Origin of the sequence: Microbacterium oxydans, from assembly GCF_006540085.1 — a bacterium.
Classification (GTDB): domain Bacteria; phylum Actinomycetota; class Actinomycetes; order Actinomycetales; family Microbacteriaceae; genus Microbacterium; species Microbacterium oxydans.
Map to the genome: position 1 here is coordinate 456895 of NZ_BJOG01000004.1, position 12220 is coordinate 469114.

Sequence of the window (12220 nt, forward strand, 5' to 3'; positions counted from 1 at the left end):
TCATCAGACGCCCAGCCGTTCGCGCTCGGGTGTGCTCAGCAGGCCGATGCCGCCCGCCCTAACCGCGGCAATTATCGCCGCCGCCGAACGGGGTGTGAGGCCGAGGCCGTCACGGAGCCGTTCTGCGGTGCGCTCTGCGGCAGTGTGCGCCGCGAGCAGGGACGCGCGCGGCTGTCCACGGTCTGTGAACGGCGACGCGGCGTCGATTCGTTCGCGGATGAGTTGCGCCACGGCCTCGGCGGTTGCCCAGGATGTCAGCGCCACGGCGAACCGGTCTAGCGCGAGTTCGGGAGCGGCGTCGACGGCACGCTGTGCGAGGTCGCGGGCGAGCGTGGCGACGGCACCAGATTGCACCGGCGGATCGCTCGGGGCTGACTCGGGTTCGGGCTTCGGGCGGGAGCGACGCGCCGCGGAGTCACACTCGCGGCATCCGTGCCGCCCGCGCTTCGTGACGTACACGGCATTGTCGGGGTGACCGCACGGCGTAGCGCTCATCGGGCACCGCCTCGCGCGGGCGTGTGTACGCGAGCGTGCACGCGCATAATGCGCGCAGGCGTGCGTGCGGGCACGGCGACGACGCCGAGAGGGCGCGGCACGGGGTGGGGCGTGTGGGTCATGACATCTCCCAGTGGGTCGGGTCGGTCGGGTCGAGGGTGAATAGGGCGGGCGGCTGGGGTTCGGGTGCCGTCGGCGGGGGAGCGGGTGCGCGGCGGCGCTTCGGGATCGGGGAGAGCGCGAGGTGTGCGACGGCTCGGCGGGCTTCGGCGTGCTCGCGGTCATCGAGGGCGGCGCATCGGCTACAGGCGGGCCGATAGTCGTCAGGGTTCAGCGAGTACCACGCGGGAGCGGCGGAGCCGGAGACGCCGCGGATGCGGTCGCCGGGCGGGGCGATGCATGACCACACGCGAGCCCGACGGCCACAGCGCCAGCAGGCGCGTGCAGAGGCCGGCCCGCGCTGGCGGCGGATGCGGGCGTGCAGGGCGAGGTATCCGGGCTGAGCGAGGCTGTAGCGCGTCGCGAGGGTGACCACGCCGAGGAATGCCGCCGGATTAAGGCGCGGCGGGGCCGTCTGCGAGCGAACGGAGCCGGGGTGCGGTAGTTGGCCGTCTGAGGAGTTCAGGCCGTCAGAGAGCCGTACAGCGCTTCGAGGCTCGGCGGGCGCGAGGGCTCGCGACGCTCGCACTGTTGCACGGGCGTTGCATGAATCGGCCTCGGCGAGCGCCACGCTGCCAACGGATGCGGAATCACGCGGCAAAATCGGCCCGCCGTCGCTGGTATCAAGCCAGTAGCGCGCGCTCATTATGCCGCCTCGGAGGTGAGCGCGGCGCGGGCCTCGGCGCAGACTTCGCCGCACACGTCCACGATGAGCCGGTAGGCGTCCTCTTGCACGTCGTCGGAGCGCCGCCACGGGTTCGGCACGGGGCGCGGCATCACGAGTGCATCCGTGCCCTTGAACACGAGACGCACGATGCCCGCCGCGAACGGGTCGAGCGGCACGACGCAATCGGCGTTGCGGTCGTCCATCGTCAGGCGGCGGGCGAAGTGCGCGGAGCCGTCGAGGCCGTGCCGCTCCGCCGTGGCGAGCGTGCCGGGGTCCATCGGGTCGCCGTGCATCGCTGAGACGCCCACGGAAGCCGCTTCGACGTTCAGGCCGTGCTCAGCCGCCATGTCGCGCAACACGAGTTCGGCCAGCGGCGAGCGGCAGATGTTCCCGACGCACACGAACAGCACGCGCCAGGGACGCCCGACGACCGGCGGCGTGTGCAGGCGCTCCGCGCCCTCGGGCACATCCACGATGTACTCACCGCCGGGCGAGAACGGCCCAGCAGGGACGCGCCCGAGCATCCATCCCGGCTCGGCGTCGACCACGTAGAGGCGCGCCCGGTCCCGGTCGTACCGCGCGCCAAAGAATCGGGCGTCGTTCGGCGCGGTCGTCCAACTCAGCCCGCGGCTGTACTCGGGCACCGCGCCGCGGTAGAGCGTCAGCGTCTCGGTCGGGATCGCCTCGGGGGCACATGCGCCGCCGTAGAGGTATCCGACTTCGCGGAACAGCCGCACCCATTCGTCGCGGGGGAGTTCGCGCAGGGGCCAGCCGTCCGGCCCGGCGCCCTTCGCCCACGACACGCTGAGGATGGCGGCGAGCACGTCGAGCGAGATGCCAGTGCGGTGCCGGTCGGCGAACAGGCCGGGCAGGTCGGCGGGCGGGTGCGGGTTTCGCCCTTCCTCCCGCATGAGCATCATCCAGTCGTACGGATTCATGCGGCCCTCCAGTCGATGCGATGACGAACAGCGGTTCGGACCTCTCCGCCCGCGCCGCGCGCGCGTACCCGGGTCGCCTGACGGGGCCGGGTAGTGATGGTGGATGCTGGGAGTTCGGCAGGGGTCATAGAGGCCAACCGCAGGGAGCGGAGCGACCGGAGGGCGGCAGTCCCGATGCGGGAGCCGAGCGGCAGGGAGCCGCCGACAATCTCGCCGGGTCGCGTCGTCGGGAATGGTGCGGCGGCTGGGTCGCGAGGTGCCTCGGAGAGGCGTCCGCCGAGCGGTAGCGAGGTGGTCGCCTCTAGGTGGCGCAGAAAGTGCGCCACCAGTCGGGAGTAAGGGACGCGGGTCGTTCTTGCCCTCTCGGCGCGGGTCATCGCATTGCCTCGCGTTCCCAGTCGGCGACAGGTGGCGCGGAAAGTGCGCCACCTAGCGTGTATCCCTCGGGCACGGTCACCTCGGGCTCGCACTCGGGCGTCTCGCACGGCCTCAGGACGGCGTACCGGAGGCCGCGGGGGAGCACGGGCGCGGGGATGCCCGTGAGCCTCAGGCAGTAGTACAGGACATGCCGCCTCGCGCCGCCCTGGGAGCGTGCTTCGAGCCGGTCGAGCACGCCGAGCGCGGCCCATGCTTTCAGCGCTCGCTCTGCCGTGTCGGTGGCCGGTGCGCCGCGTCGGGCTCCCTTCGTCACACGGAGCCGGGCGGCGTCGGCGAGGTCGAACGCATCCGCCCAGCAGAATCCGTCCGGGCCGATCCGGTCGAGCACGGCGCGGAGCACTCGGAGCGCTGACGTGTGGACGCTCACGCCGTCATCGTCTGCGAGGGCGAGGAGCAGGCCGTCTATCGCCTCTCGCGTGGGGATCGCCACGGCTCAGCCCTCGGCCCATCGCTCGATAAGGTTCGCGGATGCCTCGCACTCGGCGACGTGCGAGTCGTACTCGGCTCCGGGCTCCCAGTAGTCGACGTTCTCCGTCGCGTCCGAGCAGTACGGGCATTCGACGGCCCGGCCCGCCGCAATATCGTCAGCGAGAGATGGCTCGCCATCCTCCGGGTAGATGAGACGCATCCTCACGGCTCAGCCCTCGCTCTCCGCGCCGTTGCGCACGGGGCGCGCCCAGCGGTCGAGGTCGGCGATGCGCACGCGCAGATCGCCGCGGGAGCCGAGTTTCACGGCGGGTATGTCGCCGCGGTCGATGGCGCGCTTGATCGTCTTGCGGCTCACATCGAACCGGACCGCGGCAGAGGTCAGGGAGAGATAGACGGGACTCGGCTCAGGCATCGAAAGGGCTTCCGGTATCGAGAATCAGCCCGGCGCGGGTGCGCGTCGGGGTGCCTTTCGGTTGAGCGTCGGCCCAGTGGTTCCCCGCGTCTTACACCGCGGGGCCGGTCCGTCACAGCCAAACCTACGCCACACAAGGACAGATGTAAAGTCCTGATCAGAGGGATAAACACTTGGGGTTAAGCCTATTGTCTAGTGACGCGCGGTTGGGTCAGGGCCGGTCGAGAGTGCGGGCGCTCCGCTAGTGTCTGCTCATAAGCACCGTTCTGAGGAGGATTCATGGGGCTGTTCGACAAGATGAAAGACGCCACATCGCAGGCGGTCGGCCAGGCTCAGGCGGGGCTTGAGAAGGCGAAACAGGATTACACGGCGTCGAGGAACGACGCGCCGACGGTGACGGCGGGCGAGCCCCAGCCGATCATCGAGTTGGTGAGCCACATCGACGGCAAGAACGCGAAGGTGCGTCTCTGGCCTGACCGCCTTGAGTGGGAGCGCCCGCGCGGCGTGTCCGGCGGCAAGATCACGGCGGGCGTGATGACCGGCGGTCTTTCGCTCCTCGCTACCGGCGTCAAGGGCGGCAAGGACGAGCACGACATGGTGTTGCTCAAGTACGTGACCAACGTCACGAGCCGCAAGGACGGCCTGATGTACTACGCCGTCGATGTGCAGACCGCATCGGGCGGGGCGATCAATAGCGTTTCGTTCCGCGTGAGCAAGGATGAGGCGGCGAACTTCCGGGCTTTGATCCTGAACGCGATGCAGGAACTTGAGGCGAAGGCAAGCGCGCCCGTCGTCGTCCAGCAGGCCGCGCCGCAGTCGCCAGCGCCGACCGCCGCCGCGCCGGACCTCGGCGCTCAACTTCAGCAGCTCGCATCCTTGCGCGACGCCGGAATTCTCACGGAAGACGAGTTCGCGGCCAAGAAGGCCGAGATTCTGTCGCGTCTCTGACGCACACGACAGCCCCGGCGAGGGCGAACCGTGACCGGGGCTGAGCGGGAGACGCTACGCCGTCCGGGCCGAGGCGTCGAGAGCTTCGACTAGAGCCGCCTCGCGGCCTGTGCCGTGCGTGTACCGGAGTGCAATGCCCTCCGATGCTTGCCCGAGCCGGTCGGCCACCTCACGCGACGTAGCGCCCGCGGCGCTGTAGTGGCTCGCGGCGTAGTGGCGGAGCCCGTGCAACGGCAGATCGGGACGCCCCGCCGCCTCTCGGGCGTTCTTCCAGTGCCGGGCGAACGTCGATTGCCGCAGGTGCGCAACGCCGTCAGCCGCAGACCACAGCAGGGCGTCGGGGTTCAGCGGCACGCGCTCGGCCATGTGCGACAGCAGGGGCCGGTAGGCGACGGCGGGGAGCGGGACGACGCGCACGCCCGCGCCCGTCTTGGGCGCGCCGACGATGGCACCGCCGCCGGTCGTGTGCGTCACGCCTCGGGAGACGCGGAGAGCGACGCTGACGACCGCGCCCGCCTCGCGCGTCACGACGACATCGCCGCGCCGGAGTTCCCGCATCTCGCCGGAGCGCAGGCCGGACCACGCCGCGACGATGACGAACGACCGCAGGCGCTCGGGCATCGCGTCGATGATCGCGGCCAGTTGCTCGGGAGTCGGCGGCTTGACCGGCTTTCCGGTCGTCGCGGATGCCGCGCCGCGGATCGGCTCGGGGGCCTCGGCTAGCAGGCCGCGCGACACGGCGGAGCGGAGCACGGATGACAGTAGGGCGTAGGCGCGGGCCGTCTGCGTGACTTTGCCCGTCGCGAGCGCGGCGGCGTGCCAGTCCTCAACGGCGGCGCGGTCGATGGCCGACACCGGCGTGTCAGCCAGGGGAGCGAGTGGGCCATCGAGCAGACGACGGTACTCGGCTCGCGTCGTCTCGCGGATCGGCTTTCCGCTCGCGCTGTAGCGCTTGCTCAGCCAGTCGGTTGCGAACGCGGAGAACGGCAGGGTGCGGCGTTCGGCGTCACGTTCGGCGGCGGCACGTTCGGCGGCGGCGGCTTGACGGGCGGCGGCGGCGTCCTCCTTGCTCAGCCAGGTACCCGCGGCTATCTCGGCCTGAGTGCGCGAGAGATAGGCGCGGGCGGCACCCTTCGTCTCAAACGTCGTGGGGCCGGTGTGCCGCACGCCGTCAACGATGAACGATGCTTGCCAGCGCTTCGACGGCAGGCGGCGGAGAGCGCCCCACGCCTCACGGCTCATCGGTCGGCCTTTCGGGCGTCGGTAATGTCGTGCATGGGTCGATCCTTCCTATCGGCCTCTGACGGCCTCGCGGTGGCATCCGCGGGGCCGTCGCTCTGTTCCCGCCGTGCAATAACGTGCAACAGCGGTAGTCCCCGTTTGGGTTCGTTAGGGACAGTGTAGCGTGCCAGTAACGCCCAGAATGGGCGGATTAACGCGGGTTCGGTCCCCTCTATTACGCGCGCGCGCACGAGTGCGCGCTACTGGTTCGATCCCAGTATCGCGCACAGACAGAAACCCCCGGTTCTCCGGGGGTTTTTTCGTGTTCCACGTCGCTCCGCACGGCGGAGCGCAGGGATGTCGGACCGGTGAACGGATGTCGGGCCCGAACCAGGCTTCAGGCTCTGCATCCATTCATCGACCCGACATCCGCCGGTTCATGCGAGAAGCGTCTCCCCGATGTACCCGCCCTCCATACATCCGGGCGGGATGGCGAACACCGCGGACCCGATCGGAACCGTCCATTCGTTGAGCAGGTCGAGCTCGTCCAGTCGACGCTGCATGGGGATGAACTGCCGCTCGATGTCGGCCTGGAACGAGACGAAGATCAGCCCGGACTCGGAGACCTCGGAGCCGACCGGACGTTCGTCGTAGTTGTACGCGCGGCGGAAGATCCTCTCGCTGCCATCGCCGCGCGCGCGCCGGATGTGCGCGAACTGCGGGATCACGGGGAATCCGATCGATGTCTTGGCCTCGAAATCCGGTTCGTCGAACTCCTCCGTCCCGGTCAGTGGCGCCCCGTTGGCGAGGGTCCTCCCCACGGAGGCATCCCGACCGCCGCGGTCCAGCCGGTCCCACTTGTCGAGGTCCATCCGGATGCGGCGGAGCACCATGCCCGTCCCGCCCGCCAGCCACCCGTCCGCGCTCCACACGACCCCGTCGAAGTCCGCCGTTCCCGGTTCGGGGTTGGTGGTGCCGTCGACCTGCCCGAAGAGGTTGCGCATCGTCGTCCCTGGGCGCTCTGTACCGTAGGCGCGACGGAAGCCCTGCTGGGTCCATCGGATGCTCGCGAAGCCACGGGCATCCTTCACCAGCATCCTCGTCGCGTGGGCGACCGTCAGCGGGTCGTCACCGGCGATCTGGATCAGAAGGTCGCCGTCCGAGAACTCCGGCCGCAGCTGATCCACACCGAACGCCGGCAGAGGCGCGAGCCACGTCGGGCTCGTTCTGCCTGCGCGGGCGACCAGGCCGGGGCCGAAGCCGAAGGTGATGGTCAGCCGTGCCGGGGCGAGGGCCAGCTCCGGCTCGGAATCGGCGAGGGCGGGGACCCCCTGTGTGAGCCGGGCCGCATCGTCCGTCAGGATCCGCATCAGGCGGACGAGCCCTTCGCGGTCCACGTCATCATGGAGGTCGAGGCCCACGAAAACACCGTGAGCTTGCGCTGCGGTGTCGACACCGGCCTGGTGCGTGCCGAAGAAGGGCACCGTCTGGTCGCCGTTCATCGGAGCGGCGACCGGCTTCGCGTCGTCCTTCTGATCGTTCAGGGCGAGATCCACTCCGACCGCCGCGACCGCGCCGACGCCGGCGACAGCTCCTCCGAGGAGGAACTGTCGCCGGGTCGACCCGGTGCGACGGGAGCGGGCGCCCTCAGCGGGCGCCGACATCACTGCCCCGAGCCGTCTTGCATGTCGCCGCCCTCGTAGTTCTCGTTCGCACCGGAGTAATCCTTGACGGGTGCGGTGAACTCGAATGTCGAGTCGTCGGAGAAGGTCAGGGTGAAGGTGACGTCACTGCCTGCGGTGAGGGGACCCGTCAGATCCATCATCATGATGTGGTTGGCGCCGGGCTCCAGAGGGAGGCTCCCGCCGGCGGGAATGATGAAGCCGCCGTCCTTCTCGCGCATCACCATCTCTCCGGCCTCGTTCTCGACAGTCTCGTGCAGCTCGAGCATGTTCGACGCCTCGGACGCGACGGAGACGACGGTCACATCGTCGTCTCCGCTGTTGACGAGTGTGCCGAATCCTGCCGACATGCCCTCGTCGGCCGACTTGACCCAGGCATCCTCGATAGTCACGGTCTCGCCGGCCGGGCGCGGCGCCGATTCGGTCGGAGTGCTCTCCGGAGTGCACCCCGTGAGTGCGAGGAGGGAGACAGCGATCACAGCTGCCAGACGGGGAAGGTTCTTCGTGGTGTTCATGATGGTGTCTTTCACAGGTCATCTGCCGCGGAACCGCCGGCTTCCGGCGGTGCGGCTGCCGTCCGAGGACGGCGAAGGAATCGAATGGCGACGAAGACGAGGACGGCGATCGTCGCCCCGCCTGCGCCGATGAGCAGCACCCTGGGGATGCCGCCGGAATCTGCTGCGGTCTGATCCGACTGTCCTGCGGATGCCGGAGGGTTCTCTGTCGAGCCGCCGGCCGTCGGGGCCCGCATCGGCTCGGCATCGCCGACGATGAAGGGGATGACGCCCGCGATCGGGTGGCCGTCCTCCGACACGACCTGCCAGCGCACCTGATAGCCCGCGACAGGCATCTCGGGAGCGAGCGGGGCCGTGACGGTGCGCCCGGCGACCGTGACGTCGCCGGCGACCCAGTCCTTTCCCGAGGCGTCGACGACCAGGACGACGGCCCCGGTCAGCGACTCGTCGAGGATCAGGAGCTCGCCGGAGAACGTCATCGTGATGCTTCCGGGGGCGGATGCCAACCGCTCATCGGCGGCCGGAGTGCTGGATACCAGCTGGTCGTGGGCAGACGCGGGTGTGGCGATCGCGAGGGTCGCGACCGTCGCCAACGCCAGCCCGGCCGCAATCCTGCGGACAGGGGACATGGGAATGGCCTCTCATCAGACGTCGCGTGCGCGACGTTCATGCATGCGTTCAGAACCCGCGCGCATCGAGCGCGCGGCGGTGACGCACCACGGGGCCGGTGGGCCCAGGGCGCGGATCAGATCGCAGCGGCGAGAGGGGGTGCACGACCTCTGAGAGTCGCGAGAAGGATGAGGCTGGTGGCCTCATCGACGTCGAACCGCCCGGGAAACGCATCGACGACGTCGATACCGGGGAGCACGAGGACGTGATCGACACGCCGACGCACCCACCGGATGAGCTGAGCGGCGAGATCCCGCACGGCGATGAGCAGGCGCTCACCGCGGTACAGCGCCGCGATCGTAAGCACGGCGGCGAGAGCGTGTCCGACCCACATGGACGCGTCAGCGCTCACCTCCGCCGGAATGCCCGTCGTCGGGGGAATCACCAGAGGGCCGCCGTGCACGTGTGGTGTCGAGACGCCGGACGGCGTGACCGTGCCGAGTATGAAGAGCGTGTGGAAGAGGAACTGGCTCATCGCCACGGACAGCCCGAGGCGGATCAGCGAGAGCGACCGCCCGGCGAGGAGCACGCAGATCATGAATGAGAACACCCACGGCACGAGGATGCCGAGCGGCCCCGGCATCTGCCCTCCGCCGGTGACGTGACCGGCGAGGGCGACGAAGATCGCCAGGGAGGAAGCAGCGAAGCCGCGGATGACGGCTGGCTTCCTGGACTCGGTCACGGCACCAGTCTGGCATGGACGGCGCGGACACCTCATCGCATGCCGCAGCGCCGCGTCCGCTCTCAGCTCATTCGCGCGGTGACTTCGGCGCTCTCTTCACGACGTCGTATGCGGAGAGCGCAGCCTTCCGCGTCTCGCCGAGGTCGACGATCGGCTCTGTGGGAGCGTCGGCTGCCCAACGGGAGATGTAGAGGTTCTGGGGGTCGAACTTCTTCGCCTGGAGCTCGGGGTTGAACACGCGGAAGTACGGCGCCGCATCGGCGCCCGAGCCCGCGACCCACTGCCAGTTGAACGGGTTGTTCGCCTCGTCGGCGTCGACCAGCGTGTCCCAGAACCACTCCTCTCCGCGGCGCCAGTCGATGAGCAGGTTCTTCACCAGGAAAGAGGCGACGACCATCCGCACCCGGTTGTGCATGTAGCCGGTGTGCCAGAGTTCGCGCATCCCGGCATCCACGAGCGGTACACCTGTCTCGCCGTGCTGCCAGGCGTCCAGGTGCGCGGGGTCCAGCGGCGGCCAGGGGAAGGCGTCGAACTCCGGACGGAGGTTCTCGGTGGCGAGATCGGGGGAGTGGTACAGCGTGTGCCAGGCGAACTCGCGCCACCCCAGCTCGGAGAGGAACCCGCCCGCCCCCTCGACGCCGACAGCCTCTTGCCATACCGCGAAGGGACTGATCTCCCCCCAGCGGAGGTGCGGAGACAGCAGCGACGTGGCTCCGGCGGCAGGTTCGTCCCGCGCCCGGTCGTAGTCCCGGAGGTCCTCGTCGAGGAACCGACGCAGACGTCGTCGCGCCGCGGGCTCGCCGGGTTCCCAGGCCTCGCGAAGTCCGCCTGCCCAGTCGGGCCGGGTGGGCAGCAGACCCCAGTCGCCGAGGTCATCGGATGCGGGTGCATCGCCCACGCCCGGAATCGAGCGGGGCTCCGGAAAGGGAGCGCGGGGGGCGGGAAGAGAGAGGCACGCGCGCCAGAACGGCGTGTAGACGGAGTAGTGCGTTCCGCTGCCCGTCGTCACAGTCCACGGCTCGTGCAGCAGGGAGCCCGCGAACGAGACGGTCTCGATCCCATCCGCCCGCAGGGCGGTCTTCAGAGACGAATCGATCTCGCGCTCGGCGCCGCCGTACCGTCGGTTCCAGAACACGGCTCCCGCGTCGATCTCCGAAACCAGCTCGCGCACGACACGCTCGGCGGCGCCGCGGCGCAGCACGAGATCACCGCCACGCTCGCGCAGGCGCTCCCCGAGCGACGCGAGCGAATGATGGAGCCACCAGCGGGCCGCACCGCCGAGAGGTCGGACACCGGGGGATTCCTCGTCGAGCACGTAGAGCGCGAGCACCGGTTCCCCTCGATCGATGGCAGCCCGAAGCGCCGGGTTGTCTGCGAGCCGGAGATCATCTCGGAACCATACGAGCGAGGGGGACGTCATGATGTCATTCTCGTGGAGTGCGCGATCTCGGGTCACGCGCGACGCCGGTGGCTGCGTCGGCCGCGTGGGGTCGAGTCGCCTGTGGACCACAGCGCCCACAGGACCAGGAGCGGCTGCAGGAAGAGCCTGCCGAGACGTCGTGCATCCGTGTCGAGTCCCGGCGTCGAGCGCTTGGTCCGCCACTGGTGGACGTTGCCCGGCATCACTGCGACGAAGAACGCGGCGGTCGCCCAGCCGATGCGGCGGCGTTCCTTCGGGAGGACGAGCAGTCCTGCGGCGAGCGCGATCTCGGCGGCGCCCGAGGCGATCACGATCGTGTCCTTGTCGAGTCGAGTCAGGCGGGTGGCCCAATCGGGCACGACCACACGGAATCCGCGGGTGCTGAGGAAGTGGCCGACCCCGATCGCGCCGAGCGCGACCGCCAGGATCCATCGTGCGACTGCTCTGTCCATCCGTTCACGTTACGTGATGCTCCCCGGTGCGCGGATGACGTCCGCTGTGAGTTCCGCCTCACTCCACGAGGGACGGCCTCTCGCTCTCCCAGGAGCGGAACGCATCGACGATCTGCGGAGTGTGGGTGTGATGGAGGTAGTGCTCGCCGTCGAGCGGCACGACGGTGCCATCCGCGACGGTTGCGGCCTGCTCCTCGTGCACCTGCAGCCACGTGGGCACGGTCGGATTGTCGGAGACGACGAACAGCAGCAGGGGAAGGTCTTCGGGGAACGTCGTTCCGAGTGCGTCTCGGAAGTTCACGGGGAGCAGTGACATCGCGTTCAGGTAGGTCGGACTCAGCGTGTTCCGATCGGTGAGCAGGGCGATCTGCGCGCGTGCTTCTTCGGAGTAGACGGCCTCGTCGTACCCCGTGCCGCGAATCGAGGCGATGAGACGAGCGAGTCCGAGGTTCTTCGCAGCGCCGAACAGCCCGACCGGCAGCTCCGTGTCGGAGCCCGGCTGGCCGGGGACGCTGCTGTCGATCCCCACGAACGCCCGCACCTCGTCGGGATAGCGATTCGCGAACTGGATGCCGTAGAGGCCCGCGATGGAATGCCCCATCAGCACGTACTCGTCGACCCCGAGCTGCTGCAGGGCGGAGTGGGTCTCGCTCACGATGTTCTCGGTGGTGCGCGGCTGATCCGTACCGTCGCTCAGCCCATAGCCGAAGGGCTCCACCACGATCACGCGATGGTCCTGCGCGAGCTCGGCGACGAGCGGCTCGAAGTCGAGGACGGGCGATGCGGTGCCGAAGCCGGGAAGGAGCACCACGTCCTCCGCGCCCTCGCCGACGATCAGCACGTTCATCTCCCGACCGTCCACAGCGACCTTCTGCCCGTAGGGTTCGATGCGATCCTGTTCGATCGCGGTCGCGACCACGTTTCCCACGGTGGTCGTCGCAAGGCCCAGCGCGACCACCCCGATGACGGAGGCGACCGCGATGAGCGTTCTCTTGACGTGCTTGTTCATGCAGACCTCTCCGAGCGCACTCCGTGTGCAGCCTCCCTTCCAGCTTTCCGATGCGCGTGCGCTACCGCATCGTCGTGCCGTGGG

The 12220-nt window shown here is 69.3% G+C and carries 15 protein-coding genes; 1 reads left to right on the forward strand and 14 read right to left on the reverse strand.

All coding sequences use genetic code 11. From position 1 onward, the window contains the following. Positions 1 to 3: 3 nt before the first annotated feature. The 6 genes from MOX01_RS10165 to MOX01_RS10190 all read right to left on the reverse strand — a co-directional run bounded on the left by MOX01_RS10165 (position 4) and on the right by MOX01_RS10190 (position 3538). Positions 4 to 354, reverse strand: coding sequence for a hypothetical protein (locus tag MOX01_RS10165; protein WP_141369501.1), 351 nt, complete (start codon positions 352 to 354; stop codon positions 4 to 6). 259 nt (positions 355 to 613) lie between these two features. Then, positions 614 to 1030, reverse strand: coding sequence for a hypothetical protein (locus MOX01_RS10170; protein WP_141369503.1), 417 nt, complete (start codon positions 1028 to 1030; stop codon positions 614 to 616). Positions 1031 to 1299: 269 nt separating this feature from the next. Next, positions 1300 to 2259: an arsenate reductase/protein-tyrosine-phosphatase family protein gene (locus MOX01_RS10175; protein WP_141369505.1), complete on the reverse strand. Its 960-nt coding sequence runs from the start codon at positions 2257 to 2259 to the stop codon at positions 1300 to 1302. A gap of 373 nt (positions 2260 to 2632) precedes the next feature. After that, positions 2633 to 3127 (reverse strand): hypothetical protein, encoded by a 495-nt coding sequence (locus tag MOX01_RS10180; RefSeq protein ID WP_141369507.1) that lies wholly within the window; start codon positions 3125 to 3127, stop codon positions 2633 to 2635. Positions 3128 to 3130: 3 nt separating this feature from the next. Continuing rightward, positions 3131 to 3325 (reverse strand): hypothetical protein, encoded by a 195-nt coding sequence (locus MOX01_RS10185; protein ID WP_170224190.1) that lies wholly within the window; start codon positions 3323 to 3325, stop codon positions 3131 to 3133. A gap of 9 nt (positions 3326 to 3334) precedes the next feature. Beyond that, positions 3335 to 3538, reverse strand: coding sequence for a helix-turn-helix domain-containing protein (locus MOX01_RS10190; RefSeq protein WP_141369511.1), 204 nt, complete (start codon positions 3536 to 3538; stop codon positions 3335 to 3337). Positions 3539 to 3817: 279 nt separating this feature from the next. Between MOX01_RS10190 and MOX01_RS19395 the strand changes: the two genes are divergently transcribed. Next, on the forward strand, positions 3818 to 4486 hold the full coding sequence (locus MOX01_RS19395; RefSeq protein WP_141369513.1) for an SHOCT domain-containing protein: 669 nt from the start codon (positions 3818 to 3820) through the stop codon (positions 4484 to 4486). A gap of 54 nt (positions 4487 to 4540) precedes the next feature. On the opposite strand, the gene MOX01_RS10200 is transcribed toward MOX01_RS19395, so the two are convergent. The 8 genes from MOX01_RS10200 to MOX01_RS10235 all read right to left on the reverse strand — a co-directional run bounded on the left by MOX01_RS10200 (position 4541) and on the right by MOX01_RS10235 (position 12136). Further along, positions 4541 to 5728, reverse strand: a complete 1188-nt coding sequence (locus MOX01_RS10200; protein ID WP_141369515.1) for a tyrosine-type recombinase/integrase — start codon at positions 5726 to 5728, stop codon at positions 4541 to 4543. Between the two features lie 416 nt (positions 5729 to 6144). After that, positions 6145 to 7371: a Dyp-type peroxidase gene (locus MOX01_RS10205; protein WP_141369517.1), complete on the reverse strand. Its 1227-nt coding sequence runs from the start codon at positions 7369 to 7371 to the stop codon at positions 6145 to 6147. Then, complete coding sequence (locus MOX01_RS10210) at positions 7371 to 7904, reverse strand: copper chaperone PCu(A)C (protein WP_046747239.1); 534 nt, start codon at positions 7902 to 7904, stop codon at positions 7371 to 7373. The genes MOX01_RS10205 and MOX01_RS10210 overlap by 1 nt, the downstream gene beginning before the upstream one ends. Before the next feature lie 11 nt (positions 7905 to 7915). Further along, positions 7916 to 8533, reverse strand: a complete 618-nt coding sequence (locus MOX01_RS10215) for a copper resistance CopC family protein (RefSeq protein ID WP_141369519.1) — start codon at positions 8531 to 8533, stop codon at positions 7916 to 7918. A 116-nt stretch (positions 8534 to 8649) separates the two neighbouring features. Continuing rightward, complete coding sequence (locus tag MOX01_RS10220) at positions 8650 to 9255, reverse strand: hypothetical protein (RefSeq protein WP_052748648.1); 606 nt, start codon at positions 9253 to 9255, stop codon at positions 8650 to 8652. A gap of 67 nt (positions 9256 to 9322) precedes the next feature. Next, positions 9323 to 10675, reverse strand: coding sequence for a cryptochrome/photolyase family protein (locus MOX01_RS10225; protein ID WP_061018761.1), 1353 nt, complete (start codon positions 10673 to 10675; stop codon positions 9323 to 9325). Between the two features lie 32 nt (positions 10676 to 10707). After that, complete coding sequence (locus MOX01_RS10230) at positions 10708 to 11127, reverse strand: DoxX family protein (protein WP_058633045.1); 420 nt, start codon at positions 11125 to 11127, stop codon at positions 10708 to 10710. A 58-nt stretch (positions 11128 to 11185) separates the two neighbouring features. Continuing rightward, complete coding sequence (locus MOX01_RS10235) at positions 11186 to 12136, reverse strand: alpha/beta fold hydrolase (protein ID WP_058633044.1); 951 nt, start codon at positions 12134 to 12136, stop codon at positions 11186 to 11188. Positions 12137 to 12220: the final 84 nt, after the last annotated feature.

What these genes read in the sequence shown, in the direction of transcription:
- MOX01_RS10210 (WP_046747239.1), bottom strand. Translation starts at nt 7,904, where the DNA reads ATGAACACCACGAAGAACCTTCCCCGTCTGGCAGCTGTGATCGCTGTC.
- MOX01_RS10200 (WP_141369515.1), bottom strand. Translation starts at nt 5,728, where the DNA reads ATGAGCCGTGAGGCGTGGGGCGCTCTCCGCCGCCTGCCGTCGAAGCGC.
- MOX01_RS10215 (WP_141369519.1), bottom strand. Translation starts at nt 8,533, where the DNA reads ATGTCCCCTGTCCGCAGGATTGCGGCCGGGCTGGCGTTGGCGACGGTC.
- MOX01_RS19395 (WP_141369513.1), top strand. Translation starts at nt 3,818, where the DNA reads ATGGGGCTGTTCGACAAGATGAAAGACGCCACATCGCAGGCGGTCGGC.
- MOX01_RS10205 (WP_141369517.1), bottom strand. Translation starts at nt 7,371, where the DNA reads ATGTCGGCGCCCGCTGAGGGCGCCCGCTCCCGTCGCACCGGGTCGACC.
- MOX01_RS10175 (WP_141369505.1), bottom strand. Translation starts at nt 2,259, where the DNA reads ATGAATCCGTACGACTGGATGATGCTCATGCGGGAGGAAGGGCGAAAC.
- MOX01_RS10230 (WP_058633045.1), bottom strand. Translation starts at nt 11,127, where the DNA reads ATGGACAGAGCAGTCGCACGATGGATCCTGGCGGTCGCGCTCGGCGCG.
- MOX01_RS10190 (WP_141369511.1), bottom strand. Translation starts at nt 3,538, where the DNA reads ATGCCTGAGCCGAGTCCCGTCTATCTCTCCCTGACCTCTGCCGCGGTC.
- MOX01_RS10185 (WP_170224190.1), bottom strand. Translation starts at nt 3,325, where the DNA reads ATGCGTCTCATCTACCCGGAGGATGGCGAGCCATCTCTCGCTGACGAT.
- MOX01_RS10225 (WP_061018761.1), bottom strand. Translation starts at nt 10,675, where the DNA reads ATGACGTCCCCCTCGCTCGTATGGTTCCGAGATGATCTCCGGCTCGCA.
- MOX01_RS10235 (WP_058633044.1), bottom strand. Translation starts at nt 12,136, where the DNA reads ATGAACAAGCACGTCAAGAGAACGCTCATCGCGGTCGCCTCCGTCATC.